The sequence below is a fragment of the Brachybacterium sp. sponge genome, from assembly GCF_001613775.1.
Classification (GTDB): domain Bacteria; phylum Actinomycetota; class Actinomycetes; order Actinomycetales; family Dermabacteraceae; genus Brachybacterium; species Brachybacterium conglomeratum.
In genome coordinates, this window is sequence record NZ_LRMP01000001.1 from 1,728,064 (window position 1) to 1,753,116 (window position 25,053).

At 71.6% G+C, this 25,053-nt stretch carries 25 protein-coding genes; 7 read left to right on the forward strand and 18 right to left on the reverse strand.

Annotation, left to right across the window (positions count from 1 at the left end; all coding sequences use genetic code 11):
• Positions 1 to 12 precede the first annotated feature (12 nt).
• Positions 13 to 1,458: an MDR family MFS transporter gene (locus A4A78_RS07655; protein ID WP_231880869.1), complete on the reverse strand. Its 1,446-nt coding sequence runs from the start codon at positions 1,456 to 1,458 to the stop codon at positions 13 to 15.
• A gap of 174 nt (positions 1,459 to 1,632) precedes the next feature.
• Here A4A78_RS07655 and A4A78_RS07660 point away from each other — a divergent pair, with 174 nt between their 5' ends.
• A complete protein-coding gene (locus A4A78_RS07660) occupies positions 1,633 to 2,685 on the forward strand; it encodes a tellurite resistance/C4-dicarboxylate transporter family protein (protein ID WP_062947721.1) in 1,053 nt (350 codons plus the stop codon).
• A gap of 121 nt (positions 2,686 to 2,806) precedes the next feature.
• On the forward strand, positions 2,807 to 3,469 hold the full coding sequence (locus tag A4A78_RS07665) for a dihydrofolate reductase family protein (RefSeq protein WP_062947723.1): 663 nt from the start codon (positions 2,807 to 2,809) through the stop codon (positions 3,467 to 3,469).
• A 100-nt stretch (positions 3,470 to 3,569) separates the two neighbouring features.
• Here A4A78_RS07665 and A4A78_RS07670 read toward each other — a convergent pair whose 3' ends face one another.
• Both A4A78_RS07670 and A4A78_RS07675 read right to left on the reverse strand, forming a co-directional pair.
• The gene (locus tag A4A78_RS07670) at positions 3,570 to 4,406 is read right to left on the reverse strand and encodes an SDR family NAD(P)-dependent oxidoreductase (RefSeq protein ID WP_082835222.1); all 837 of its coding nucleotides are present in this window, start codon (positions 4,404 to 4,406) and stop codon (positions 3,570 to 3,572) included.
• Between the two features lie 376 nt (positions 4,407 to 4,782).
• On the reverse strand, positions 4,783 to 5,103 hold the full coding sequence (locus tag A4A78_RS07675; protein ID WP_053918546.1) for a putative quinol monooxygenase: 321 nt from the start codon (positions 5,101 to 5,103) through the stop codon (positions 4,783 to 4,785).
• Between the two features lie 123 nt (positions 5,104 to 5,226).
• On the opposite strand from A4A78_RS07675, the gene A4A78_RS07680 reads away from it, so the two are divergent.
• The 3 genes from A4A78_RS07680 to A4A78_RS07690 all read left to right on the forward strand — a co-directional run bounded on the left by A4A78_RS07680 (position 5,227) and on the right by A4A78_RS07690 (position 8,288).
• Positions 5,227 to 6,018, forward strand: a complete 792-nt coding sequence (locus tag A4A78_RS07680) for an IclR family transcriptional regulator (protein WP_062947725.1) — start codon at positions 5,227 to 5,229, stop codon at positions 6,016 to 6,018.
• A 114-nt stretch (positions 6,019 to 6,132) separates the two neighbouring features.
• Positions 6,133 to 6,726: a hypothetical protein gene (locus tag A4A78_RS07685; RefSeq protein ID WP_062947727.1), complete on the forward strand. Its 594-nt coding sequence runs from the start codon at positions 6,133 to 6,135 to the stop codon at positions 6,724 to 6,726.
• On the forward strand, positions 6,723 to 8,288 hold the full coding sequence (locus A4A78_RS07690; RefSeq protein ID WP_062947729.1) for a GMC family oxidoreductase: 1,566 nt from the start codon (positions 6,723 to 6,725) through the stop codon (positions 8,286 to 8,288). Before A4A78_RS07685 ends, A4A78_RS07690 begins: the two co-directional genes overlap by 4 nt.
• 157 nt (positions 8,289 to 8,445) lie before the next feature.
• Here A4A78_RS07690 and rdfA read toward each other — a convergent pair whose 3' ends face one another.
• The 7 genes from rdfA to mphO form a co-directional block, all read right to left on the reverse strand.
• Complete coding sequence (gene rdfA / locus A4A78_RS07695) at positions 8,446 to 9,252, reverse strand: rod-determining factor RdfA (RefSeq protein ID WP_062947731.1); 807 nt, start codon at positions 9,250 to 9,252, stop codon at positions 8,446 to 8,448.
• A 247-nt stretch (positions 9,253 to 9,499) separates the two neighbouring features.
• Positions 9,500 to 10,276, reverse strand: coding sequence for a MerR family transcriptional regulator (locus A4A78_RS07700; protein ID WP_062947733.1), 777 nt, complete (start codon positions 10,274 to 10,276; stop codon positions 9,500 to 9,502).
• A gap of 434 nt (positions 10,277 to 10,710) precedes the next feature.
• On the reverse strand, positions 10,711 to 11,559 hold the full coding sequence (locus A4A78_RS07705; protein ID WP_062947735.1) for a sugar phosphate isomerase/epimerase: 849 nt from the start codon (positions 11,557 to 11,559) through the stop codon (positions 10,711 to 10,713).
• Between the two features lie 91 nt (positions 11,560 to 11,650).
• Positions 11,651 to 12,823 carry a Gfo/Idh/MocA family protein gene (locus A4A78_RS07710; RefSeq protein WP_062947738.1) on the reverse strand — a complete coding sequence of 391 codons (1,173 nt, stop codon included), beginning with the start codon at positions 12,821 to 12,823 and terminating at the stop codon, positions 11,651 to 11,653.
• A gap of 164 nt (positions 12,824 to 12,987) precedes the next feature.
• Entirely contained in the window at positions 12,988 to 14,436 is a 1,449-nt protein-coding gene (locus A4A78_RS07715; protein ID WP_062947740.1) for an MFS transporter, read from the reverse strand.
• Between the two features lie 502 nt (positions 14,437 to 14,938).
• Positions 14,939 to 15,934, reverse strand: a complete 996-nt coding sequence (locus A4A78_RS18255) for a transglycosylase family protein (protein ID WP_062947742.1) — start codon at positions 15,932 to 15,934, stop codon at positions 14,939 to 14,941.
• 375 nt (positions 15,935 to 16,309) lie between these two features.
• Positions 16,310 to 17,263: a macrolide 2'-phosphotransferase MphO gene (mphO, locus tag A4A78_RS07725; protein ID WP_062947744.1), complete on the reverse strand. Its 954-nt coding sequence runs from the start codon at positions 17,261 to 17,263 to the stop codon at positions 16,310 to 16,312.
• Positions 17,264 to 17,370: 107 nt separating this feature from the next.
• Between mphO and A4A78_RS07730 the strand changes: the two genes are divergently transcribed.
• Positions 17,371 to 18,087 (forward strand): lysoplasmalogenase, encoded by a 717-nt coding sequence (locus A4A78_RS07730; protein WP_062947746.1) that lies wholly within the window; start codon positions 17,371 to 17,373, stop codon positions 18,085 to 18,087.
• Positions 18,088 to 18,278: 191 nt separating this feature from the next.
• On the opposite strand, the gene A4A78_RS07735 is transcribed toward A4A78_RS07730, so the two are convergent.
• From A4A78_RS07735 to A4A78_RS07755, 6 genes are all read right to left on the reverse strand, one after another.
• On the reverse strand, positions 18,279 to 19,667 hold the full coding sequence (locus A4A78_RS07735; RefSeq protein ID WP_062947748.1) for a TerC family protein: 1,389 nt from the start codon (positions 19,665 to 19,667) through the stop codon (positions 18,279 to 18,281).
• Between the two features lie 241 nt (positions 19,668 to 19,908).
• Positions 19,909 to 20,235 (reverse strand): hypothetical protein, encoded by a 327-nt coding sequence (locus A4A78_RS07740; protein ID WP_062947750.1) that lies wholly within the window; start codon positions 20,233 to 20,235, stop codon positions 19,909 to 19,911.
• A 240-nt stretch (positions 20,236 to 20,475) separates the two neighbouring features.
• Positions 20,476 to 21,582, reverse strand: coding sequence for a Vms1/Ankzf1 family peptidyl-tRNA hydrolase (locus A4A78_RS07745; protein ID WP_062947752.1), 1,107 nt, complete (start codon positions 21,580 to 21,582; stop codon positions 20,476 to 20,478).
• A gap of 174 nt (positions 21,583 to 21,756) precedes the next feature.
• Positions 21,757 to 22,938 carry a YeiH family protein gene (locus A4A78_RS07750; RefSeq protein WP_062947754.1) on the reverse strand — a complete coding sequence of 394 codons (1,182 nt, stop codon included), beginning with the start codon at positions 22,936 to 22,938 and terminating at the stop codon, positions 21,757 to 21,759.
• Positions 22,935 to 23,075 (reverse strand): hypothetical protein, encoded by a 141-nt coding sequence (locus tag A4A78_RS17930; protein ID WP_166649388.1) that lies wholly within the window; start codon positions 23,073 to 23,075, stop codon positions 22,935 to 22,937. The genes A4A78_RS07750 and A4A78_RS17930 overlap by 4 nt, the downstream gene beginning before the upstream one ends.
• Before the next feature lie 131 nt (positions 23,076 to 23,206).
• Positions 23,207 to 23,857, reverse strand: coding sequence for a mismatch-specific DNA-glycosylase (locus tag A4A78_RS07755; protein WP_062947756.1), 651 nt, complete (start codon positions 23,855 to 23,857; stop codon positions 23,207 to 23,209).
• Positions 23,858 to 23,897: 40 nt separating this feature from the next.
• Here A4A78_RS07755 and A4A78_RS07760 point away from each other — a divergent pair, with 40 nt between their 5' ends.
• Entirely contained in the window at positions 23,898 to 24,509 is a 612-nt protein-coding gene (locus tag A4A78_RS07760) for a thymidine kinase (RefSeq protein WP_062947758.1), read from the forward strand.
• On the opposite strand, the gene A4A78_RS18260 is transcribed toward A4A78_RS07760, so the two are convergent.
• Together A4A78_RS18260 and A4A78_RS07765 are read right to left on the reverse strand one after the other, a co-directional pair.
• Positions 24,502 to 24,633, reverse strand: a complete 132-nt coding sequence (locus tag A4A78_RS18260; protein ID WP_255360964.1) for a hypothetical protein — start codon at positions 24,631 to 24,633, stop codon at positions 24,502 to 24,504. The two genes, A4A78_RS07760 and A4A78_RS18260, sit on opposite strands and share 8 nt — an antisense overlap.
• Positions 24,634 to 24,678: 45 nt before the next feature.
• Positions 24,679 to 25,002 (reverse strand): hypothetical protein, encoded by a 324-nt coding sequence (locus tag A4A78_RS07765; protein ID WP_062947760.1) that lies wholly within the window; start codon positions 25,000 to 25,002, stop codon positions 24,679 to 24,681.
• Between the last annotated feature and the right edge of the window lie 51 nt (positions 25,003 to 25,053).

Here is a 25,053-nt window from a genome sequence, read left to right on the forward strand (position 1 = left end):
GCGGTGCCGGGATCAGCTCTCGGGGTCGACGACCTCGGCCGGCTTCGAGTTGCGCAGGAAGAACGCCCCGACGAGGCCCAGCGCGGCGATCCCGGCGGAGACGTCGAAAGCGACGTTGACGCCGTGGATCTGGCCCTCGATGCCGTGCTCGGCCGGGTCCAGTGCGGCGACCGTCATCACGGTGACCAGCACGGCGGTGCCGACCGAGGCGGCGATCTGGCGCAGGGTGTTGTTCACGGCGGCGCCGTGCGGGATCAGGCGCTGCGGCAGCTGGTTCAGCGCCGCCGTGGTGACCGGCATGATCACCATCGCGGTGCCCAGCATCCGCACCGCGTTGACGATCGCGATGTAGGCGAAGGAGGTCTCCGGGGTGAGCCGTGCCAGCAGCAGGCTCATCGACGCCAGCAGCGCGAAGCCGACGATCGCGAGCACCCGGGCGCCGAAGCGGTCGAAGATCCGGCCCGTCACCGGGGACATGACGCCCATGATGACCGCGCCCGGCAGCAGCACCATCCCCGACTCCATCGCGGAGAAGTCGCTCATGTTCTGCATGAACAGCGGGATCATCAGCATGCCGCCGATCATCGCCATGAACACCAGCATGCCCAGCACGGTGCCGAGGGTGAACATCGGATTGCGCAGGATCCGCAGCTGCAGCAGCGGCTCCTCGATCCGCAGCTGGCGCCGCACGAACCACACCAGCGCGACCACGCCGACGGCCAGCGGCGCGATCACCTGCGCGCTCGCCCAGCCGGAGGTGCCCGCCGTGGAGAAGCCGAACAGCAGGCCGCCGAAGCCGAAGGTCGACAGGATCAGGGAGGGCACGTCGAGACGGGGATCCGTCTGCTCGGTGACGTTGCGCAGCGTGAGATGGGCGAAGACCAGCGCGCCGACCGTGATCGGCAGCATCATCACGAACAGCACTCGCCAGGACCAGTGGTCCACGATGAAGCCCGACAGGGTCGGGCCGATCGCCGGGGCGAAGGAGATCACGAGGCCGAAGGTGCCCATCGCTGTGCCGCGACGGTGGATGGGGAAGATCGCGAAGAGGATCGTCTGCATCAGCGGCATGATCATGCCGCCGCTGGCGGCCTGCACCACGCGGCCCAGCAGGAGCACCGCGTACACCGGCGCGACCGCGCAGATGAGCGTGCCCAGCGCGAAGATGCCCATCGCCGCGAAGAACATCGTGCGGGTGGAGAACTTCTGGATCAGGAACGCCGTCGCGGGGATCATGATCCCGTTGACCAGCATGAACAGCGTGGTCACCCACTGGGCGGCATTCGCGGTGATGTCGAAGTCCGCCATGAACGCCGGCAGCGCCGTGTTCAGCAGCGTCTGGTTCAGGATGATGACGAAGGCGCCGGCGAGCAGCACCGCCATCACGATGTTCGGGTTCACCTGCATCGGGGCCGGGCCCCCGGAGCCTGCCGTCCTGCTGTTCGTCTCGCCGCTCACGGCGGGCACCTCTCTCGTCTGGATCGCCACCTGACCCCTCTCTGCTCGTCCCCGCTCGACGCGGTCGGCGGTCTCGACCACCTCCAGCACAGTAGGTCGAAAGTTGCACTGAGTGCAAGGTCTGGGGAGGGAGGTGCATGCCTCATCCGGCCGCGCTCATCGCACAATGGAGCGGTGTCCGCCCCCTCCTCCCTCCTCGTGCGCGCCGACGAGTCCATCGCCTCCCTCGCCCCCGGGTACTTCGCCCTCGTGATGGCGAGCGGGATCGTCTCCGTCGGCCTGCGGATGACGGGCTTCGGGGCGGCGGCCCGTGCGCTGCTGGTCCTCGCCCTGCTCGTCGCGGCGGTGCTCGTCGTGCTCTTCGCGCTGCGCGCCCTGCGGCACCGCGTGCGGATGCGGGCCGATGCCCGAAGCCCCGAGCGCGCCTTCGGGTTCTTCACGATCGTGGCGGCCGCGAGCGTGCTCGCCGTCGGTCTCCAGGCCGAGGGGTCCGGCGGCGCGGCCTTCGTCCTGCTGATGCTCGGCGCGGCGATCTGGGCGGTGCTCGGCTACGTTCTGCCCTGGCAGGTGCTGATGGCCCGCGACGGCGGCAGGATCCTCGAGCGCACCGACGGCAGCTGGTTCGTGTGGTCGGTGGCCTCCCAGTCGCTCGCCGTCGGCCTCTCCGGCGTGCGGCCGCCCGACGGGGACGCCGCGCACCTGCTCGGTGCGCTGACCGTGATGGCCTGGTCGGTGGGGACGATCCTGTACGCGGGGATCGCCGTGCTCGTGATCCTGAGGGTCGTGCACTTCGGGATCACTCCGGAGCAGTTCCAGCCCACCTACTGGGTCTCCATGGGGGCGCTCGCGATCGCCGTCGTCGCCGGCACCGCGATCTACGAGATGCCGCCGGTGCCGATGGTGGAGGCGGCGCGGGGGCTGATCGGCGGGACCGTGGTGATCTTCTGGTGCTTCGCGCTGTGGCAGGTCCCGCTGCTGCTCGGCGCCGGGGTGTGGCGCCATCTCGTCCACCGCGTGCCGCTGCGGTACGAGCCGGCGCTGTGGTCGATGGTGTTCCCGCTGGGCATGTTCGCCGTCGCCTCGATGCGGCTGGGGCGGAGCGAGCGCCTGCCCCTCGCCGAGGCCGTCGGGGAGGTGGGCCTCGTCGTGGCCGTGATCGCCTGGGCGGCGGTCGCCGGGGGCCTGGTGCTCACCCTTGCGCGGGCTCTGGCCGCGTCCCGTCGCTGACGGCTCGCCGCCCCGCCCCTCCACGTCCGCCGCACGGCCATGGACGCGGGGCCGCTCGAGTGCTTGGGTGGGGACGACGGCCCCTGGACACGACGGGAGCCCCGTGCGAGGAGCGATCGACATGTCCGCTGCACCCGCTGCACCCGCTCCGGTGACACCGCCCGCACCCGGCGAGCTCGTCATGGACCTGATCCTCTCCCTCGACGGCTGCGCGGCCGGCGAGGGCTGGCCCGGCTGGTGGGGTCTGCAGAGCCAGGAGTACCTCGACTTCCTCGCCGAGCAGCCCGAGTGCGTCACTCTGCTCGGCGCGACGACCTACCGGCTGATGTCCGCCATGGCGACGCAGGCGGAGGAGCTCGACGTCTCCGAGGACGAGAAGGAGAGCTTCGCCCAGATGGGACGGGCGCCCAAGGTCGTCTTCTCCTCGACGCTCAGCGAGCCCCTGGACTGGCAGAACACGACCCTCGTCAGCACCGACGCCGCCGAGGCGGTGCGGGGGATGAAGGCGGAGGCGACGAGGCCGCTGGTGCTCTCCGGCAGCCTGAGCCTCGGCCACTCGCTCATGAAGGCCGGGCTCGTGGACCGGTTCCGCGTGGTGCTCTTCCCCGTCATCACCGGCCGCACCGGCCTCGAGCGGATCTGGGAGCAGTTCGAGGACTTCTCCCTCGAGCTGCTCGCCGCACGCACCTTCGAGGGCGGCCTGCAGCTGCTCGAGTACTCGCCGACCCACCTCGAGCGGCCGCCCGGCACGGCCTGGGACCGCAAGGCGGCCGACGGGTCCTGATCCCGACGGCCGCCGCGGCGCCGCTCCCGTCAACGGGGGCTGAGCGCCCGGGCCCGCCGACCCGCCCTCGTGCGGACCCCGTCGGCCGCCGGAGCGGCGCTCAGCTGAACTGGATGCCGCCGTCGACGAGCATCGTCTGCCCGGTGACGTAGTCCGAGTCGGGACCCGCCAGGTAGGACACCATCGCCGCGACGTCCTCCGGCACGGAGACCCTGCCCAGGTGGATCGAGCGCGCGTTCTCCTCGAGCGCCTCGCCTCGCTGCTGGCCGTGCTTCGCCGCGAGCTTCTCGTCGATCAGGTCCCACATCGCGGTGCCGACGATGCCCGGGCCGTAGGCGTTCACCGTGATGCCGTGCTCGGCCCACTCCATCGCCGCGGCCTGCGTGAGGCCCCGCACCGCCCACTTCGTGGCCGAATAAGGGCCCAGCAGCGCGAAGGGGCGGAAGGCGACGATCGAAGCGGCGCCGATGATCTTGCCGCCGTGGCCCTGGGCGATCATCTGCCGCGCGGCCTGGCGGTAGGAGTTGAAGACCCCGGTGACGTTGACGTCGAGGATCTTCTGGAAGTCGGCGGCGTCGTAGTCGATGAGCTCCTGGACCTGCGCGATCCCGGCGTTGGCGACGAACACGTCGAGGTGCCCGCCCGCCTCGACGGCGGTCTCGACCAGCGCCTGCACCGAGGCCTCCTCGGTGACGTCGGTCTCGGCGGCGGTGGCGGTGCCGCCCGCGGAGGTGATCGCCTCGACGGTGGAGGCGACGCCCTCCTGCATCGAGGGCAGGTCGGCGACGATCACGTGCAGGCCGTCCCGGCCCAGTCGCTGGGCGATGGCCTCGCCGATGCCGCGGGCGGCGCCGGTGACGACGGCGACCCGCTGCCCCTCCGGCGCCTTCTCCCGGGCGGCCTCGACGGTCGAGCGTTCGTTCGCGGTGGTGCTCATGGTGACTCCTCCTCGAGTTCCGGCGGCGCGTCCGTCGGGCCGCCGCGGCCAGAAGACCAACGCGGGTGTGACCCGGGCAACATCACCTCTCGCCCCGTGAGAAACCACGATGCGATGCCGCAGGGCGGTGCCGGGCGGCGTCCCGGGGGCGCGGGGCGAGGGGATGGGACGTCGGCGGGAGGGAGCGATCGGCGGGGCGGACGTCGGAGACCGGACGACGCGGCGGGGGCGAGGAGAGACGGGACGGGGCCGTCGGCAGGACGACGCGGCGGGGGCGCCCACCGGTCGGTGGACGCCCCCGCGTCGGCCCGTCGTGGTGACGGGCGAGCCTGCCGGGAGGCAGGAGGAGCTGCTGCGCCGGCAGCTCGCGCCGCCGTCAGTCGACGGTGATCTCCCCCATCGGGCCCCAGCCGTCGCTGTCGATCTGGTGGGAGATGATCTGCGGCGTCGCCGTGAGGTACTGCGGGAACTCCTCCTGCATCTTCTTGAAGTGCGGGGAGTCCACGTGCGGGCCGGCGCCCTCGTCGGTGAACGCCTCGATGAGCACGTAGGTGCTGGGCTCCTTGACGCTGCGCGACCACTCGAACCACAGGTTGCCCGGCTCGGCGAGCGTGTTCTCGGTGAACTCGCTCGCGATCTCGGGCCAGCGGTCGGCGAACTCGGGCTTCACAGGGAACTTCACGTTGATGAGGATCATCGTCGGGTCCTTTCTGAGAGGTGACGGGACCAGCCTGCCGTATCCGGCACGCGCGGGGAACCTCGATTCTCGCAGGGCAAGAAGCAGAGCTCGGGCACAATGGTCGCCGGAAGGAGGACGACGATGACCTCGAACGACACAGGCCGATCGGCCCAGGACCAGGGCGGCCAGGTCGCCCGGGCGATCGCGGTGCTGGAGGCGGTGGCGGAGCACGGCAGCAGCACCGCGCGAGGGATCTCCGAGGCGACCTCGATCCCGCTGCCCACGGTGTACCGGATCGCGCAGGAGCTGATCCGCTCCGAGTACCTCGTGCACCTGCGCACGGAGAAGCGCTTCGCACTGGGCTACAAGCTGCACCGACTGGCCGTCGGCCTCCATGACGATCTCGGCATCCCGCGCTCCGTGCGCGAGGAGGTCCACGCCATGCATCGTGACCTGGGCATGGCCGCCTATCTCGCGATCCACCGCGGCACCGACTTCGTCGTCGTGCACGTCTCCGACTCGCCGCAGGCTCCGCGGCTGTCCCCGCTCGGCTTCGGCTTCCACGAGAGCCCGCACGCGACCGCCTTCGGGAAGGCGGGGCTCGCCTCCCTCGCTCCCGAGGAGCAGGAGGAGTACCTGACAGGGCCCCTGCGTGCCCACACCGACCGCACCCTCGTCGACCCGGGGGAGCTGCGCCGTCAGCTCGCCGAGATCGTTGAGCGCGGCATCGCCTGGGAGCACCAGGAGTTCGTGCCCGGCTCCAGCTGCCTCGCCGCGACGATCAAGGCCGACGACGGGATGCTGCTGGGCACCGTCGCGGTCTCCGCGCCGGTCGCCGCCTATGAGGGGCGTCTGCGCCATGTCGAGGACCGGGTGCGGGCCTGCGCCTCCCGCGCCGGGCGCGCCTATCGTCTGGGCGCGCAGGCCCACTGACCGCGGCACCCGTCGGCGTTCTCGCCCGGTGATAACGGCGCTGTGCGCTCGCCGCAGCCCCTGCCTATCGTGTGCCTCAGGTCACTGACGAAGATGCAGTGGGAAGGAGACGCCATGAGCGCACCGGACGGCGACGAGGCCGTGAACGAGATCGAAGGGACCGACGAGGCGGAGGCGACGCTCACCGCCCTGATCAAGGCCGCGTTCCCGCACGAGCGCGTGCCGGACTCGGCCTACCGGCGGGCCGCGGACACCGTCCGCTGCGCCGCGGAGGAGAGCGCGTGGATGCGGGTCAAGCTCGCCCACGGTCTCGACTCCCTCGAGGCCCTCGCGGACGGACGCTTCGCCGAGCTGAGCCCCGAGGAGGCGCTGCCGCTGCTGCTGCGCATCCAGCACACGACCTTCTTCGGCTTCGTGCGGCAGACCGTGGTGGTCAGCCTCTACGAGGACGAGGAGGTCTGGGAGGTGATCGGCTACGAGGGCCCGTCCTTCGAGAAGGGCGGCTACCTCCACCGCGGCTTCGACGATCTGGACTGGCTGCCGGATCCGCGGATCGAGGAGTACGACGGGGAGCCGCTGGAGGAGGTCGTCTCCGATCTCCCCCGCGGGGCGACCACGAAGAGCGTCCGGGGCGCCGCCGTCCCGGCCGGACAGAGCAGGGCGCGCGCCGGACGCACCGGCCGCGGGACGAAGGGGCAGCAGGCATGAGCAGCATCGACCACTCCACCGAGGCCGTCGTCATCATCGGGTCGGGCGCCGGCGGCGGCACCCTCGCCTACGAGCTGACCAAGGCGGGCATCGAGTGCGTGCTGCTCGAGGCCGGCCCGTACCTGCGCGGCGAGGACTACATGAACCTCGAATGGGCCGCCTTCGACCAGATGGCGTGGGCCGACACCCGCACCACCTCCGGCAGCTGGCGCATCGCGAAGGACTTCCCGAACCTGCCGGCCTGGATCGTCAAGGCCGTCGGCGGCACCACCACCCACTGGTCCGGGGCGACCCCGCGCTTCAAGCCGCACGAGTTCCGCACCCGCAGCACCTACGGCCGGGTCGACGGCGCGAGCCTGATGGACTGGCCGCTGAGCTACGAGGAGCTCGAGCCGTACTACACCCGCGCTGAGGACGCGATCGGCTCCACCCACCGCGGGGGCCGACCGCCGCTGCCGGCGAACAACAATTACAAGGTCCTCGCTGCGGGCGCCGAGAAGCTCGGCTACCGCCACTACGCCACCGGCCCCTACGGCACCAACGCCGAGCCCTATGACGGCCGACCCGCTTCGATCCAGGACGGCTTCAACTTCCAGGGCGACAAGAGCGGCGCGAAGTGGTCGACGATGGTGCGCGAGATCCCGCGCGCCCTCGAGACGGGCAAGCTCGACCTGCGCCCGGACTCGCACGTCGCGCAGATCCTGCACGACCGGACGGGACGGGTCGACGCAGTGCTCTACCTCGACACCGAGGGGAACCTGCACCGCCAGGCCGCGAAGCTCGTGTGCGTCGCCGGCAACGCGATCGAGACGCCGCGCCTGCTGCACCTGAGCTCCTCGTCGCTGTTCCCCGACGGGCTCGCGAACTCCTCCGGCCTCGTGGGCCGCAACTACATGCGCCACATGACCGGCAGCGTGTACGCGCAGTTCGACAAGCCGGTGCACATGTACCGCGGCGAGACCATGGCCGGGAACATCAGCGACGAGTCCGTGCACGATCCCTCCCGCGGCTTCGCCGGCGGCTACTACATCCAGACCATCTCTCTCGGGCCCGCCTTCCTGGCGACCTTCGCCGAGCCCGGCGCCTGGGGGCCGAGCTTCACCCGGCTGCTGGACGCCTACGAGAACACCGCCGGCTGCTGGCTGGTGGGGGAGGACATGCCCCAGGAGTCCAACGCCGTCACGCTCGACCCCACCGTCACGGACCAGCACGGACTGCCGGTCGCGCACGTCCACTTCGACGACCATCCCAACGACCTCTCCATGCGCGAGCACGCCTACGGGCGGGCCGAGGCGCTGTACGAGGCCGTCGGCGCGGTGGGCACGCACCGCACCCCGCCGTACCCCTCGACCCACAACCTGGGCACCTGCCGCATGAGCGAGCGGCCGGAGGACGGGGTCGTGGACCGCTTCGGCCGGGCGCACGACGTGCCGAACCTGTTCGTCTCGGACGGCTCGCAGTTCACCACCGGCGCCGCGGCGAACCCGACGCTGACGATCGTGGCACTCGCGATCCGTCAGGCGGAGCACATCGCCGAGTCGCTCCGCGCCGGCACCGTCTGAGACGGAGCGGACGAGTCCCGGCGGGGCAGCCCCGCCGGAATCCTTCAGGAATCGAGAGGCAGATCTCGACCGGTATCGAGGAGAGATACCGGTCGAGATCTGCCTCTCGATGTGCGTGTCGATGCCGGACCCGCGGTCGCCCGGCCCCGGCGCGGCGTCACACGTTGATGGTGACGTCCCCGGACTCGCGCAGCTTCCCGGCGATCTCGGTGGCGGCCTCGTTCTGCTGCTGCATGGTGGCCTGCTGGGCGAGCTGGTCCTTCATCTCCTCGAAGGAGGGGACCTCCTCGGCGGAGCCGCCGGCGGCGGACTGCTGCTCGACCATCGCGTCGTACTGGGCCTTCAGCTCCTCATCGCTCGGCTCGGCGATATCGGCCTCCTGCTCGATGTAGGTCGTGATCGCGAACTGCGAGGCGGCGTCCTGGCGGACCTGCTCCGCGGAGATGCCCTGCTGCTCGAGGGCGCTGACCACCTCGTCCCCCGAGCCCAGACCGCTCTGCTCCGCGATCTCGTCGAGGGTGGTGTCGATGTCCTTGTCGGTGGCCTTGATGCCCGCGTCCTCGGCCCCCTGGCGCAGCAGCTCGTTGCTCACGAGCTGCTCGGCGACCTGGGTCTTCAGCTGCTCCTCGTCGGGCGCCTGCCCGCCGGCCTGCTGCTGCATCGCCATCTGCTGGTACTGGGACTGGTAGGTCTGGACGAAGTCGTCCTTGGTGATCTCCGTGCCGTTGACGGTCGCGACGACCTCGGGCACGTCGGAGACGTCGGCCTCCTGGGGCTGCTGGGCCTGCGGGTCGCCGGCCGCGCCGCCGCCGTCGGAGGCGGCCGGTGCCGCCTGCCCGCCGCCGTCGGACGCCTGCGAGGGATCGTCCTGCCCGCTGCTGCACGCGGCGGTCAGACCGAGCGCGGCGGTGAGCGTGAGCGCGGCGAGGGTGCGCCGCAGGGCTGAGGTGCTTCGGACCTTCACTGTGCCTCCTGGGATCGTTGGCCCGGGCGACGGTACGCCCCGAACCCTGGTGCCGCGTTCCGGGAGCGTCCAGGAAGCCGGTCACAGTGCCGACGGCGTGGGGCGAATCACGAAATGGTAACGGTGCGGGCCGCGTCGACGGTGCCGGGCCCGCGGAGCGCTCCCCGCTCGGTGCCTGACGCAGCAGGACGACGCAGGGGCCCGTACGCCTCTCGGCGTCCGGGCCCCTGCGGGCGGGGGCGGGTCATCACTCCAGGTGCTCGAGCGCGTAGACCGTCATCGCGTCGCGGACGTGCTCGGCGAAGGGCCGGCCGTCGACCGTGAAGGTCGCCCCGAAGCGGGGATCGGCGACGTACATGTCGCCGATGCCGACGAAGGCCTCGGCGCCGGGCCGCTTCCCGCCCCAGCCCGCGCTGATCCAGGTGTACAGCCGGGCCGTCAGCGCCTGGACCTCCTCGTGCTGCGCGGGCAGCTCGCGCGCCGAGGTGTCGGCGAAGCCGGCCACCAGGGCGTCGACCTCCTCGCGGAAGGCCTCCTTCTCCGTGTCGCTCAGCGAGCGCCACCACCGGTCGGAATCGGCGTAGGCCTGCTCGCCCCACCTCTCCTCGACCTCCTCGCGGTGCTGCGTGTGGTCGAATCCGTCGAACATCGTGTCCGTCATGAGCTCTCCTCCTGTCTCGAGAATCCGGATCGTGGACTGCACCGAGGCGACGATGCGGGACAGGCGCTCCTGCTCCCTCTCGAGCTGCGCGGCATGCGCCCGCAGTGCGGAGACCGTCTCGACCTGCTCGTCGAGCACGCGGCCGATCTCGGGCAGCCCGAGCCCCAGCTCGCGCAGGACGAGGATCCGCTGCAGGCGCAGCAGGGCCGCGTCGTCGTAGAACCTCTGCCCGCCGTGGCCGGTGCGGCTCGGGGCGAGCAGGCCCACCTTCTGGTAGTGGCGCAGGGTGCGGCTGGTGACGCCGGTGCTGCGGACGATCTCCTGGATCGACCACTCCCGGGCCGGGTGCCGTGGCGACGCCATGGCTCCTCCTCTCGTCGGTCTCCTTCGGTGCGATCACGATCATTCCGCTTGACGTCGCGTCAAGCGCAAGAGGGCGGAAGAAGAATCGTCGCCGGGCCGCGAGGCGGGCCGGGCGAAGCGGTGGACCTGGGCCCGGGGGAGGGCTCTGGGCCGGAGGGAGGGGCCCGAGTCGAGGGCGGAGCCCGGGTCGTGTGAGAGGACCGGGGCGAGCCCCGCGGGGACGACGACGCCCGCCGGACCGTCCGGGGCACGGACGGCGGGCGTCGCGTGAAGGGGGTGTCTGCAGAAAGGGGCTTCAGGCGGCACGCCGCGGCGCTGAGCTCCGCGGCATGCCGCCTGAGTCCCGATTCTGCAGGCAGGCCCGGGTCATGCAGGCGGGCCCGGGGCGCACGTGTCGGGCCGGAGCGCCGAGTCGCCCGGCGGGCGACCGTCGCTCAGTAGCCGATGGACCTCAGGTACTCGCGGGACTCGCGGATGCAGTCGATCGGGTCGCGGCCGTAGGTGTCGTCCTGCTCGATGAGCAAGTACTCGGCGCCGGCCTTCTCCGCGGCGGGCAGCAGCGCGGGCCAGTTCATGTTGCCCTGGCCCACCTCGGCGAACTGTCCGAGGGAGAGGAAGGTCCCGTAGAACTCCTTCATGTCCATCTCGCCGGCGTCGAAGCGCTTCACGGCGTCCTCGGGCATCGGCGCGACGCGGAAGTCCTTGACGTGGATGAGCTTGCAGGCGCCGGTATAGGCCTCGAGCATGTCCAGCGGAGCCATGCCGCCGCGCTGGACCCAGTGCAGGTCCACCTCGAACAGCAGCGAGGGCGCGACGCGGCGCACGATGTCGAAGATCCGCTCGCCGTCGAACTGGATGAGGTCCACGTGGTGGTTGTGGTAGCAGAGCGTGATGCCCTCCTCCGCGAGACGTGCCGCATAGGGCTCGACGGAGGCCGCCCAGCCCTCGGCCGCCTTCTTCGAGGTCATCGCCGAGAACGGCATCATGCCGATGCGCAGGAAGCGCGCACCGGTCTTCTCGCACGCCTCGACGGCGCGGTCGAACTCGGTCTCGAGCGCGAAGCCGTTGCCGCCCGGGGCGATCGAGACGCTCATCGCGGCGGTCTCGACGCCGAGGTCAGCCTTGCCGCGCACGAGGTCGTCGATGAGCTCGTCGGTCATCTCCACCTGGGAGACCTCGACGGCGTCGATGTCGAGCTCGCGCACCTGGCGCAGGACCTCGTACATCCCCTTCTCGTTGATCTGGTCCTTGAGCATCATGAGCTGGAGTCCGAGGACGGGCATGGGTGTTCTCCTTCGAAGAGTGCGGTGGCGGTGGGGAGGCGGGCGCGGCCCGGGCCGACGGGAGGTCGGCGCCGGGCCGCAGGGCGAGCGCTCAGGAGCGGGTGGGGAACTTCCCCTCCTCCTCGATGCGCTTGTTGAGCTCGGAGAGGTACTCCTCGGCCGGGTAGTCGACCAGGTCGATCTCGCGGCCGGTCCAGGCCGACAGCTGCATGCCGGAGGCCAGGCGCACGCCGTTGATTCCCTCGGCGCCGTCGGCGATCAGCGGGGTGCCGTCGTTGACGTGCGCGGCGAAGTTGGTGAGGACGTCGATGTGCTGCTGGCCCCAGGCCGACTCGTAGCTCTTCTCCTCGACGGTGTACAGCGAGGAGGGATCCATCTCGCCGCGGAACAGCTTGGCCACGTCCTGCATGGTCATCTTGTCGCTGAGGCTGCGCTCGTCCTCCGACAAGCGGTAGACGGTGACCTTGTTCGACTTGTCGACGACGACCTTGCCCTTGTCGAACAGCAGCTCGAGGCGGTCGGTGCCGATGATGTCGTTGGTCGAGGTCATGAAGTGGCCGGTGACGCCCTCGCCGAAGTCGACGAGCGCGTTGACCTCGTCCTCGGTGGCGATGTCGCGCTGGAAGCCGAAGGCGAGCTTCGCGAAGACCTTCTTCGGGGTGCCGGCGAGCCACTGCCACAGGTCCAGCTGGTGGGGAGCCTGGTTGACGAGCACGCCGCCGCCCTCGCCGCCCCAGGTCGCGCGCCACTCGGACTGGTCGTAGTAGCCCTGCGGACGCCACCACGAGGTGATGATCCACGAGGTGTGGCGCAGCGTGCCGAGCTCGCCGGAGTCGATCAGCGCCTTGAGGTCGGTGTAGACCGGGTTGGTGCGCTGGTTGAACATGATGGCGAAGGTGGTCTCGGGATGCTCGGCCGCGAAGGCGTTCATCTCCTCGACCTGCTTGGTGTAGACGCCCGCGGGCTTCTCGGTGAGGGTGTGGATGCCCTTGCCGATCGCGGTGATCGTCATCTCGGGGTGGAGGTAGTGCGGCACGGTGGTGACCACGGCGTCGACCTCCCCGGAGTCCAGCATCGCGACGTAGTCGTCGTAGAAGGGGGTGCCGGCGTGCTTCTCCGCGACGGCATCCTTCTTCGCGGGATCGGTGTCGGCGATGGCGCCGAGCGTCATGCCCGCGATCTTCCCGTCGGCCAGGAGGCCGGCGTACATGCCGCCCTGGGCGCCGAATCCGATGATGCCGAGGCGGACGTTCTTCTCCGACATGGTGTCTCCGTTCTGCGGTGGTGACGCGCTCCCGGGAGGGGACGCGGGTGGATCTGGTGGGAACGAGGAGCGAGGGGAGGGAGGGCGGGAGGAACGCGCTCTCCGTCTCCGTCGAGCCTATGTGCGTCGGCGGACCCGTGGCCGGGGCCGCCGACGCACGGGGATCAGGCCTGCTCGGAGGCCGAGGCGGCGGCCGCCGCGTGACGCTCCTCGAGGATCGCGACGTTCTCGTCGACCCGCTTCTTGGTCAGCGGGTACCAGAAGATGAGGGCCAGCAGCGAGACCAGCAGCAGCAGGGCGGGGACGAGGGTGCCGAGGGTGTAGATGCCGTCGAGCACGGACTGGCTCTGCTCCACGCCACCGGACTGGTAGCCGATCCAGCCGAGCGCCCAGCCGACGAGACCGCCGGCGATCGCCTGGCCGAGCTTGCGGGACCAGGAGTACATGCCGTAGACGGTCGCGTCGTTGCGCTCGCCGGTGCGGATCTCCTGCAGGTCGATCACATCGGTGATGAACGCCCAGATGAGGATGTTCAGCGCGGAGACGCCGAGCATCAGCAGGGCGTAGCCGACCATGAACACGTAGGGGCTGTCGGTCCGGATCACGAACAGCAGCACGCCGGAGATCACGCCGAGGATCAGGCCGACGGTGCCGACCTCCTTCTTGCCGAACGTCTTGGCGAGCTTCGAGGCGACGGGGACCAGCAGCAGGGTGGGGGCGAGGCCCACGAAGTTCACCAGGCTCAGGAGCTGACCGTTGTTGAAGTACTCGTTGAGCATGTACGGCATCATGCCGCCGAGCATCATGAAGGCGACCAGCATGAACAGGGCGGTGGCGATCAGGCCGGTGAGGCCGCGGTTGGTGAGCATCGAGCCCAGCGCTCGGCCGAGGCCCTGGCGCTGGTCCTTCTGCTTCGGCGGGGTGGTGATGCGCTCCTCGACGTTGACGACGCACAGCAGGTAGCAGATCACGGCGAGGACGCCGCAGCCGAGGGCGGCCCACATCATCCGGGTCCCGGACATCTCCGACTGGCCGGAGACCTGGACGAAGACGACCAGGGGCAGGAGCACGGAGATCGCGAGGTTCGCGAGGGTGCCGCCGAGGGAGCGGAACACCGACAGCGAGGCGCGGTGGCCGGGGTCGTTGGAGATCACCGAGGCCATGGAGCCGTAGGGAATGTTGATCAGGGTGTAGAAGACCGAGCCCCACAGGATGTAGGTGGCGACCATCCAGGCCAGGCGGGTGCCGTAGGCGCCGTCGGCCACGAAGGGCGAGAACATCAGGAACGCCATGATCGTCACCGGGATCATGATCCGCAGCAGCCAGGGCTTGAAGCGGCCGGAGCGGCCGGGCTTCAGGGTGTCGATCAGACGGCCGGCACCGACGTCGGTGAACGCGTCGAGGATGCGCGCGACGAAGAGCAGGGTGCCGACGTGGCCGGCGCTGATGCCCATGACGTTCGTGTAGAAGATCATGAAGAACGTGGACTGGAGGATGAACGTGAAGTCGTTCCCCCAGTCGCCGAACATGTAGCCGAGCTTGTCGCGCCAGCTGAACGGTCTGATGTCCTTCTTCTGCGCGGGTGTCGCGGGTGTCGCTGCGGTGGTGCTCATCGTCGTAGCTCCTTCGGGCTCATCCTTGAGTCGCGAGAGCGGCATGCGCGGGGGTGCGGGCTGCTCTGATCGCGGTGCTCTCCGGCGGACCGGCGAGGTGGGGTGCTGAGAGTCTGGTCAGGAGCGCTGAGGAGGTGGCGATGTTGCCGGAGGTTGCAGTGTTGCCGAATGGTCTCGAACTTGTTGCCTGGCGAGTAACAGAGGTCTCACCAGCGACGATGTTCTTACTGCGAAGAAGAGATGTAGGTCACGTCGCCGGGTGGCGGCTCATGTTCTCTGGCTCGTTGCCAATAGTTGCCAGTGGAGGCCCGGCGGACGGCTCGGTGCGCCGAGCGGAGCTGCGCCCGGCCACGCACGCCGGTGCGTCACGCGGGGCCTCGGAGGCGCTGGCGGCGACGACGGACGGCCGGGCCGCCCACGAGGGGCGACCCGGCCGTCCGGGAGGTGTGCGGCGGTGCCGCAGGCGGTTATCGCCCCGTCGGGGGCGCGGCCGCGGCGAGGCTCAGTAGAGGTTCAGGAAGGCCTGGAGGACCTCGACGGTGTCGCCGTCGATCTCGTCGGAGCCGCTCTGGGTGGCGCCGATCTCGTGCTGCAGGCCGGCGACGGTGTCCTCGCCGATCTTGCCGTCCTGCGAGGTCTTGGCCCAGGCCTGCAGGGCGAGGGTGGTCTCCTCGTCCATCTCGCCGGTCTGCTCGACGCCCAGCCAGTCCTGGAGGGCGGTGATGGTCTTCGGGCCCATCTTGCCGTCGACCGCGAGGGTGCCGGCGACGGAGAGGTCGCCGGTGGCCTTGGAGCCGGGCTCGCCCTTGGACTCCTGCGGGGCCGGGGCGGCCTCCTCGGCCGGGGTCTCCTGCTGCTTCGGCTCCTCCTGCTTCTTCTCGGTCTCCTTGGTGAAGCCGTTCTCGTCGCAGTTGTCGGCGATGCCGTCGCCGTCGCAGCTCCAGTCGCCCTGGGGCTCGGTGCTCTCGCGCTCGGTGGAGCGGTTGGCCTGCTGGTCGGACTCGCGCTGCTCGGGAGCCTGCTGCTGCTCCTGCTCCTCGGCCGGGGCCTGCTGCTCCTGCTCGGGGGCCTCCTCCTGCTCCTCGGCCGCGGGGGCGCCCGAGGTGTCGGCGCCGCCGGAGAGCGGGCCGCCGCAGTTGGGCCATGCGCCCGCGCCCTGGCCCTCCAGGACGCGCTCGCCGATCGCGATCTGCTGGCTCTTGGTGGCCTGGTCGGCGGTGGGGGCGTACTGCTCGCCGCCGTAGCCGTCCCAGGTCTGGTCGGAGAACTGCAGGCCGCCGTAGTAGCCGTTGCCGGTGTTGGTGGACCAGTTGCCGCCGGACTCGCAGGCGGCGACCTCGTCCCAGCCGGTGGCGGCCGAGGCGGAGGTGGTCGTCGCGGCGATCATGCCGGAGGCGACGACGGCGCCGCCGGCGACGGCGACGGCCGAGCGGCTGAGGCCGCGGCGGAAGGTGGCAGCGCGGGAGGTGCGCTGAGCGTGGGTGCTGTGCTTGGACAAGGGGACGTCCTCTCACGTCGTGGGTGGTCGGCGGCCCCGGGCGGGCGCGGCTCGACCTCTTCTGACGTCGGCCACCGTAGGGGCTCCCGGCCCCGTCCCGGCAAGGACCCGGGCCCGGATCTGACCGGGGTTTTACTCTTCCGGTTCGAGGGCATGACTCGCCGAGGGAGGTTCTGTGCGTCGCTGACCTGCGGCGATGCGGTGACCTTCCTGTTCGGGGTGGCGCGGTGTGAGTCATGGCGCGTCCTGTGGCGCCCTTCATAGAGCCCGTCCACTGCGCGGTCGGCCGACGGCGCGCGGCTCGTCGGGCTCGCGACGGCGGGCCCGGTCTGCTCTCCCTGGCGCCCGGTCCTGCCGACCTCCCTCGCGCCGGCCTCAGCCGGCGTCCGGCGGGTCGAGCGCGGCGGCCGCCGCGGCGCGATGCTCCTGTGCGCCGGTCTCCAGCGCATAGAGGCCGTAGGCGAGCGGGGAGGCGGAGAACATCTCCTCGGCGTGCTCGCCGAGCCGTGGGTGGACGGTGCCGCCGCCGGCCTCGTAGACGGTGAGGGTCGCCGCGAAGGCCTCCGGGGGAGCGCTCGCGCGGTGGAACATGAAGTCCCGCGCCGGATCGCCGACGGACGCGGTGGTCCAGTCGAGCACTGCGCTGAGCCGCTCGCCCTCCACGAGGGTGTGGCCCGGGTAGACCTCGCCGTGGGTGAGCACGCTGCGGTCCGGCCAGTAGGAGTCCTCCGCCAGCCACGCCTCCCAGCGCTCCCGCAGGGCGGGGGCGATCGGGAAGGCCTCCGCGACGCGGGCGAGGTCCTCGCGCCAGGTGTCGCGCACCTGCTCCGGGGTGCGGGACGGGATCCCGGTGGCGGCCGCCGCGAGGGGGTCCACGGCGTGGAGCTGGGCGAGGAAGGCGCCGAGGGTGCGGGCGTACTCGGTCGAGGCCATGTCCAGGTGCCACCGGACCGTGCCGTCGGGGTCGACGGTCAGCCCCGGTGTGCCGGGCAGGAGGGGATAGGCGATCAGGCGCTCCGTGCTGATCCGCCAGTCGGGGATCGCGACGTCCAAGTGCGGGGCGAGGTGGGCGAGCAGCCGGCCCTCGACCGCGGCGCGGGTCAGCACCTCCGTGCGACGGGGGATGCGCAGCACCCAGTCCTGGCCGTCCCGTGCTCGGGCGAAGGCGACGCGGAAGTCGAGGCCGATCTCCTCGGTGCGCAGCGAGTCGCCGAGGAGGTCGAGCCCGTGATCGGCGGCGAGGGCGAGGAGCTGATCGAGGTCGGCGGGCGGGGGAGTCCCGGCGTCGGCCGTGGTCGACGACGGGCTCGAGGGGGAGGTCTCGATCATCCCGCCAGTCTGCCCGGTCCCGGACGCGCCGTCATCCGGTTTCCCGGCCGACGGTGCGCCCGTCCGGTGCGCGCCGGCCGCGATGCCCGCCCGCGTAGGCTCGGGCCATGCGCGGGATGCGAGGAGGCGTCGGCGCCGCGACCCGGGCAGCGCTTCTCGCGCTCGCCCTGGTCACGGCGGTGCATCTCGGGGCGCAGCTGCACGGCGGCGGGCCCGTCGCGGAGGTGACCCAGCCGCTCCTGATGCCGCTGCTGCTCGGCGCGCTGCTGGCCGGGACGGAGCCCGCGCGCGGCCGGCTGGTCCGGCTCTTCGCGCTGGGGCTCGTGCTCTCGTGGGCGGGGGACACCCTGCCGCGGCTCCTCGAGGGGCAGGCGCAGTTCCTCGCCATGCTCGGCAGCTTCCTGCTCGCCCAGATCGTCTACGCGCTCGCGCTGTGGCCGCTGCGGGGAGGCTCGCTGCTCGCGCGCCCGGCCGCGGTGCTGCCCTATCTCGCCGCCGCCGTGGTGATCGTGGGGCTGTGCGCCCCGTCGGCCGGGGTGCTGCTGCCCGCGCTGGTGGTCTACGCCGCGGCGATCTGCGCGATGGCGGTGCTGGCCACCGGCCTCGGCGTGCGCGGCGGGATCGGGGGAGCGGTGTTCGTGGTCTCCGATTCCCTCATCGCCCTGAACACCTTCGACGTGCTCACCCTCCCGGTGCACGAGGTGTGGGTGATGGCGACCTATGTCGCGGCGCAGGTGCTGCTCGTGCGCGGCGTGCTCGGACGCCGCGAGCGGGCCGGACGACGGCCGAGAGATGGCGCTGGGCGTCACGATGCGGCGATATAGCCACATCGTGACGCCCAGCGCCCGTGACCGACCCTGGTCCTGAGGGCCGACGGGCGGCGAGCCGCGGGATGCCGGCCCGATGGGGCTGCCCGGCGCAGGCTGCCCGGTGGGCCGGCCGGCCGGCGGCGGCACGGTGGGGCCGCCCTACCGGGGGCGGCACGGTGGGGCCGCCCGGCTCGACGGGCCCCCGCTCAGCCCCGGCGCGCCTCGGCGTGCTCGGCGCGCGCCTGCTCGCGGGCGCGGCGCTTGGCCTCCTTGGTCTCCCGCAGCTCCTTCTCCTCGACGAGGGTGATCACCGTGCCGCCGGGATCGGTCGCGACTGTGCCGTCGGGGTGGGTGACCAGCAGGCCGTCCGGCTGCTCGTCGGAGCGCTCGCCCCGCTCGTTGAAGGCGAGCCGCGCCTCGTGCACGCGGTGGGCGTCGGCGAGGAGCTCGCGCACGCTGTGCTCGGCCACCACGATGTCCTCGTACTTCGCGGGCAGGCCGTCGACGATCTTCTCGTGGGCGAGCATCTTCTCGTACATCGCGTCCCGCTGCTCCTCGAAGGAGCGGTAGGTCATCTCGAGATAGGCGCGGGCCTCGTGATGGGCGTCGTTCACCGCGGCCTGCGCCCGGCCCTTCGGGGACAGCAGCGAGGCGAGGACCGTGACGGTGAGGACGCCGATGATCACGCTGAGCGAGAAGGCGGTGGTGATCTCCGGGATCGCGTGCACGGCCTCGCCGCCGTTGATGAAGCCCAGCTCGTTCTCGTGCAGCGCGTGCACGACGAGCTTCACGCCGATGAAGGCGAGGATGATCGAGAGGCCGTAGGAGAGGTAGACCAGGCGGTCGAGCAGCCCGTCGATGAGGAAGTACAGCTGACGCAGGCCCAGCAGGGAGAACACGGTCGCGGTGAACACGATGTAGGTGTTCTGGGTGAGGCCGAAGATCGCCGGGATCGAGTCGAGCGCGAAGAGGATGTCGGTCGCGCCGATGGCGATCATGACCAGCAGCATCGGGGTGAGGACGCGCTTGCCGTTCTCGATGGTGAAGAGCTTGTCGCCGTCGTACTCGTCGGTCGCGGGCAGGACCTTCTTCACCAGGCGCACGAAGACGCCCTCGGAATCCTCGTGGGAGTCCTCCTTCAGCTCGTCCACGATCATCTTGATCGCGGTGTAGAGCAGGATCGCGCCGAAGAGGTAGAAGGCCCAGGAGAAGTTGTCGATCGCGGCGGCGCCGAGGGCGATCATGCCCGAGCGCGCGATGATCGCGAAGGTGATGCCGAACAGCAGCACCTTCTGCTGGTCCTCGCGCGGCACGGAGAAGCCGGCGATGATGATCAGGAAGACGAAGAGGTTGTCTACCGAGAGGGCCTTCTCGGTGACGTACCCGGCAAAGTACTCGGTGCCCATGTCGACGCCGCCGAAGACGAGGACGAGCACGCCGAAGGCGAGCGCGATGCCGACGTAGAGAGCGGACCACACGGCTGCTTCGCGCAGGGTCGGGATGTGCGCCTTGCGCACGTGGAAGATGTAGTCGAAGGCGAGGAGCCCGAGCACCACGATGATGGTGACGGCCCAGATCAGGGGGGAGACGGTCATGGAGGACCTTCCGGGTCGTGAGACGATCCCGGGTCTCTCCACCTGTCATGACCTCTGACAGGCCGCTGCGCCCGGGGGCCCGTTCGGCGGTCCCCGTGGTGACGTGCGCAGCGTGGCGGATACTCCCCCGTTGCCATCCGCGAGAGTAGGCGGCGTCCCTGGGAAGCTCCCGAACGTCGCCCGTGGGTTCGGGGGAGATCTGCGACCGACCTTCCGCCCACGGGCGGTCACCCTCGGGCTGTCAACGGTCCTCGAGCGCGTCCTCCAGCTCGTCTTTGGTCATCGTCGAGCGGCCCTCGACCCCCTCCCGACGGGCGTCCTCGTACAGCTGCTCCTTCGTGCGCCCCTGCGCCCCGCTGTGCGAGCGGCGGCCGCCCCGCTCGGACGGGGCGTCGTCCTCGAGGGACACGCGGCTCGCCTCCTCGGACTCGCCCTCCTGGGCGCGGGTCTTGTTCACGGTGCGGGCCGCGATCTCCTCGGCCTCGTCCTCGGGGACGCCCTTGTCGAGCTGGCCGTCCTTGATGTGCTGGTACTGGCGCTCGCGCTTCGCGCTCCATGCCTCGGGCATGACTGCTCCTCCTTCTCCGTCCTGCGTCCACGACCCCCGGACGGGGTGCCGTCGTGCCGGACGTGACCGGCATCTCCATGCTGGCGCGCGGGCCGGGCCGATGTCGAGGCCGGGGGCCGATCGGTCGGGACCGGGAACCGGGAACCGGGGACCGGGGACCGGGGACCGGACGGCCCGGGCCGTCGCTGCCGGAGGCGGGGTCGGCCGACGGGGACGGCAGCCCCCGTCGGTCGACGACGCTCACTCGCGGGCGCGGTCCCCGGACATCGAGCCGATGCTGTTGGACGGGGTGGCCTCGTCCTTCCAGCGGAGCAGCGCGCCGACGCCCTCGGGGATCCCGAGCGCGTCCTCCTGCAGGGCGGAGACCGAGGCGTCGATGGCCAGAGCCGTGCGCAGCAGCTCCTCGATCCCGGCGGGCTCCCCGCCGGTAACGAACACGAGCTCCTCGACCTGGCCGCGGCCGATCGCCTGGGCGACCTCGGTCGCGCCGCCCACCGAGGCGCCGTCGCGCGCCTGGCTCTCGCGGAAGCGGCTCTCGAGGTCCCGCTGCCTCCCGGCGATGAACTCCTCGGTGGTGCGGGTGAGCGCCTCGCGGAAGGGGCCGCGGTCCAGCGCGGCACCGCGGCTGCCGCCGGGGACCTCCAGGAGCCGCTCGCGGGTCTCACGGCCCAGCGCCTCGCGCAGCAGTCCCATCGCGCGCACGTCGCCGCTGAGCATCACCATGTCCACGCGGTGCTCGCGCAGCGCGCGCTCGACGGCCTCGGCGACCGCGTCGGCGTTGCGCTCCCAGGAGTCCTCGACGCGGGCCTCGAAGTTGTCGGCCCGCCAGCCGTGCTGGGGCCCGCCTCCGACGCTCGCCTTGTGGAGGACGTCGTGGCCGCCCTCGACGGTCGCGTCCTCTCCCAGACCGTTCGGGCCGTGGGCGATCGACGGGTTCTCCGGTGCTCGCAGGTGCAGGTCGGCGCCGGCCCGGTCCACGACCACCAGCAGCTGGCGCACGGCGAAGGGGATCAGCTGCAGCAGCGGCAGCAGCTGCGGGAACTCGCCCCGGTGGGCCGACTCCTGCAGCGGGGGCGCCGGAAGCACCCGGTCCACGAGGATCCCGTCGTCGGTCGCGAAGACGGAGCGGCCCTGACGTCCGCCGAGGGTGGAGGGGCTGAGCACCGTCTCCTCGATCTGCGCGAGCAGCGCCTGCGGGGCGCCGTCGGCCGCGAGGGTGGAGCGCATCCGCGCCCAGCGGGCCTCGAGCTCGCCAGCCGCTTGGGGGTCGGTCCGGGTGGTGTCGAGGTGGACCGAGACGACGGGGCCGGTCGCTTCGAGGACGGGCGTGAGCCAGGGCAGTTTCACAGTGGACCTCCAGGTGCTCGACGTGCGGGGACGACCGTGCTCCCAGCTCGGCCTCTTCGCCCCGCCTGGGTCCGCTCAACCCTGGCACGAGGGGTCCGGCATCGCAAGCGGGTTCGGGCCGAGGGGGTCGCTGCCCTGCGTGGGGCCCGCTCCGGCTCCCGTCCCGCGGGGCGGTCAGAAGGCGAAGCCGCGGAAGAGCAGCAGCGCCAGGCCCAGGCCGACTACGAGGTTCACGACGGTCGCCGCCGCGAACACGACGATCGGCTTCCAGCCGGACTCCCTGATGCTCGAGGCGTTGAACTCGAGGCCGATCGAGACGAAGGCGAGGGTCAGCGCCCAGGTCTGCAGCTCCTTGGCGGCGTCCAGCCGAGGCTCGAGGACGGCCTCGGGGAGGGACTCCGCGAGCACCGTCGCCACGACCGAGGCGAGCAGGAAGCCGAGCACGAACTTCGGGAACCGCTCCCAGAGCATCGCCAGCGAGCGGCGATCTCCCACGCGGCGCGTGCCGGAGCCGGCGACGGCCCGGCCGGCGGCGGGGGCGACCTTGAAGGAGAAGTACAGCGTCAGCAGCACGGCGACGACGCCCAGCAGCGCGTTCTGGGTGACCTTCACGATCGAGGCGATCTGCAGCGGCTGCTCGCCGGCGACCGCGCCCGCGGCCGTCACCGCGGCGGTGGTGTCGATGTTGCCGCCGATCCAGGCGCCGGTGACCGCGGGGGACAGCCCCATCAGGTCCGCGAGCCAGGGAAGCAGGAAGATCGAGGGCACCGCGAAGACGATCACGAGGGTGGCGGTGTAGGCGAGCTGCTCCTTCTTCGCCTCCACGGCGCCGGCGGCCGCGACGGCGGCGGAGACCCCGCAGATCGACAGGGCGGAGGCGAGCAGGGCCCGCAGCCTGTCGTCCAGCCCCAGCAGTCCGGCGAACCACCAGGTGAAGGCGAAGACGACGGTGATCAGCAGGATCGCCTGGAGCACGGCGGGACCCGCCGCGCGCACCACGATCGCGAAGTTCACCGTCGCGCCCAGCAGCACCAGGCCCACCTTGATGAACAGCTCGGTGCGGAAGGCCGCGGCCATGCGACGGCGCACCCCGGTCAGGGACAGCACCGCGTTGCCGAGGAAGCCGAGCGCGATCGCGTAGACCGGGTACTCGATCGACTTCGCGACCTTCCCGACGGCGGTGCCCTCGGTGAGCTCGGGGACCGCCTCGGTGAGCACCGAGACCAGCCAGGCCAGGGCCACCACGATCACGAGGCCCGCGACGGTCCAGCCGAGCGCGGCGCGCGGGGCCGGGGCGGGGGAGGGGGCGGAGGCCTCGGCCGCGGCGCCGTCGGTGGTCCGCTCCGTCGCGCTCACGGGATCAGCTCCGGGGAGATCAGCCCGGCCATGCAGGCGCCGAACAGGACGAGCCCCACGAGCGTCGCGATCCAGTCCTCGCCGAGGGAGAACCGCTTGTGGTCATCGGGGTTGTCGGGGCGCTCGGTGCTGCTCACCGTTCCTCCTCCAGTCTCGGGATGTTCCGGCGCACGCACCGGGGCCTGGAGGCACTGTAGGACATCGGCTCGGGGCGGCCCGGCGAGCGACCAGCACGTTCGCTCCGCGACCGCGTCCTGTCAGGCGCCCGTCAGCTCTCGTCCATGTGACGGACACCCGCAGCGGCCGCCACGACGCGCCAGTCCTCGGCGAGGGAGGCGATCGTCGCGTGGGCGTTCAGGCCGGAGGGCTGGGGGACGACGTGGAGGTCGATCCCGGCCGGCCAGCCCTCGACCTCGGCGGGGTCCTGCCGGCCGAGCCGGGCGCGGGGCAGGGCGTAGGCGGTGCGGAAGGCGGTGATCCCGGCGATCGCGACCGTGCGGGGACGCAGCGTCTCGAGCCGCTCGACGAGGCGGCGGCCGGACGCGTGCAGCTCCTCGCGGCCCAGCTCGTCGGCGCGCACGGTCGCACGGCCGATCAGGTTCGTGATCCCGATGCCGCGGGTGCGGAGGTCCTGCTCGTCCTCGGGGTCCAGGCCCCGGGAGGCGTCCACGAGGCGGGAGGTGAGGCCGGCGCGGTGCAGGGAGGGCCAGAAGCGGTTCCCGGGCCGGGCGAAGGGGGCGTTCACGGCCGCGGTCCACAGCCCCGGGTTGATGCCGACGATCAGCAGGCGCAGGTCCTCGCCCCGGAGTGGGTCCGGCAGCACGTCGTCGATCGCGTCGGGGTCGGGGGTCGCGAAGTCGGTCAGCTCGTCCCGGGAGGGACGTCGGCCGCCGAGCGGGGAGGGGCGACGGGTGCTCATCCCTGCACTGTATGTCGGCCGGCGGTCGTACTGTGCTCCCATGCGCCCCATGGAGGCAGGACGACTGCAGGTGATCGCGGGCCCGATGTTCGCGGGCAAGACCGAGGAGCTGCTGCGGCGCGTGCACCGGGCGCGCCTGGCGGGTCGGCGCATCGAGGTGGTCGGCCACAGCCTCGACGACCGCGGCGGCGCGGACCGGCTCAGCACCCATCTGGGCCGCAGCACGCCCGCCCGGATGCTCGAGGACCCGGACGTGCTGCGAGGGCTGCCGGACGCGCCCGAGGGCGCCGAGGGCCGGGTCGAGCTGCTCGCCCTCGACGAGGCGCAGTTCTTCGGTCCCGCCCTCGTGCCGGTGCTCGAGCAGCTGCTCGAGGCCGGGATCGACGTCGCCGTCGCCGGGCTGTGCCTCACCTACGACGGCGAGCCGTTCTCCCCGCTGCCGGAGCTGATGGCGCGGGCCGAGGAGGTCGTGAAGCTCACCGCGGTGTGCACGGTGTGCGGGGCCGACGCCGCCTTCCACATCCGCCTGGTCGACGACGGGGCCGACGCCCGGCGCGCGACCGCCGCGCAGGTGGGCGGCGGGGAGTCCTACCGGGCGCGCTGCCGCGCCCACCGCGATCCCGCCGCGCGGGAGCCGCGCCGGCTCAGGTGAGCGGCTCGGCGCCCTGCTCGAGCAGCTCGATGCCGTCGAGGTCCCACTGCCCGTCGATGCGTCGCACGTAGTAGCGCAGCGGCACCTCGACCTGCTGCCCGTCGACCGTGTACGTCTCGGTCACCTCGAACACCGCATAGCCCTGACGGTTGATGCGGTCCTCGACCTCTTAGTCCACGGCGCTGACCGCGCCGAGCTCCTGCTCGAACACCTCGCAGCTGGTCAGACCGGCGCCGGTGCGGAACTGCTCGGTGGTGGAGTCCATGAACAGCTCGCAGTCGGTGGTCTCGAGCGCGCTGTAGAAGTCCTCGAGCGTGGACTGCGGGTTCCCCCGCGTCAGCAGCTGCACCGCGATGAGCACCGCCATCGCGCCGACGACGAGCAGACCCACCGCGGCGACGCCGGCCAGCAGCAGCCAGTGCCACATCGGTCGCTTCGGACGACCGCCGCGGGCGGGCGGCGGGCCTCCCTGGACGGGCTGGGCGTGGACCATGTCGTCTCCCGGGGATGAGGGGCGGCGGCGAGCTGCCGCGGCGGAGAAGCG

Bases quoted from the DNA above. Each gene is read 5' to 3' on its own strand.
- A4A78_RS07665 (WP_062947723.1), top strand. From the start codon at position 2,807: ATGTCCGCTGCACCCGCTGCACCCGCTCCGGTGACACCGCCCGCACCC.
- A4A78_RS07670 (WP_082835222.1), bottom strand. From the start codon at position 4,406: ATGAGCACCACCGCGAACGAACGCTCGACCGTCGAGGCCGCCCGGGAG.
- A4A78_RS07675 (WP_053918546.1), bottom strand. From the start codon at position 5,103: ATGATCCTCATCAACGTGAAGTTCCCTGTGAAGCCCGAGTTCGCCGAC.
- A4A78_RS07680 (WP_062947725.1), top strand. From the start codon at position 5,227: ATGACCTCGAACGACACAGGCCGATCGGCCCAGGACCAGGGCGGCCAG.
- A4A78_RS07685 (WP_062947727.1), top strand. From the start codon at position 6,133: ATGAGCGCACCGGACGGCGACGAGGCCGTGAACGAGATCGAAGGGACC.
- A4A78_RS07690 (WP_062947729.1), top strand. From the start codon at position 6,723: ATGAGCAGCATCGACCACTCCACCGAGGCCGTCGTCATCATCGGGTCG.
- A4A78_RS07700 (WP_062947733.1), bottom strand. From the start codon at position 10,276: ATGGCGTCGCCACGGCACCCGGCCCGGGAGTGGTCGATCCAGGAGATC.
- A4A78_RS07705 (WP_062947735.1), bottom strand. From the start codon at position 11,559: ATGCCCGTCCTCGGACTCCAGCTCATGATGCTCAAGGACCAGATCAAC.
- A4A78_RS07710 (WP_062947738.1), bottom strand. From the start codon at position 12,823: ATGTCGGAGAAGAACGTCCGCCTCGGCATCATCGGATTCGGCGCCCAG.
- A4A78_RS07715 (WP_062947740.1), bottom strand. From the start codon at position 14,436: ATGAGCACCACCGCAGCGACACCCGCGACACCCGCGCAGAAGAAGGAC.
- mphO (WP_062947744.1), bottom strand. From the start codon at position 17,263: ATGATCGAGACCTCCCCCTCGAGCCCGTCGTCGACCACGGCCGACGCC.
- A4A78_RS07730 (WP_062947746.1), top strand. From the start codon at position 17,371: ATGCGCGGGATGCGAGGAGGCGTCGGCGCCGCGACCCGGGCAGCGCTT.
- A4A78_RS07735 (WP_062947748.1), bottom strand. From the start codon at position 19,667: ATGACCGTCTCCCCCCTGATCTGGGCCGTCACCATCATCGTGGTGCTC.
- A4A78_RS07740 (WP_062947750.1), bottom strand. From the start codon at position 20,235: ATGCCCGAGGCATGGAGCGCGAAGCGCGAGCGCCAGTACCAGCACATC.
- A4A78_RS07755 (WP_062947756.1), bottom strand. From the start codon at position 23,857: ATGAGCACCCGTCGCCCCTCCCCGCTCGGCGGCCGACGTCCCTCCCGG.
- A4A78_RS07760 (WP_062947758.1), top strand. From the start codon at position 23,898: ATGCGCCCCATGGAGGCAGGACGACTGCAGGTGATCGCGGGCCCGATG.
- A4A78_RS07765 (WP_062947760.1), bottom strand. From the start codon at position 25,002: ATGGTCCACGCCCAGCCCGTCCAGGGAGGCCCGCCGCCCGCCCGCGGC.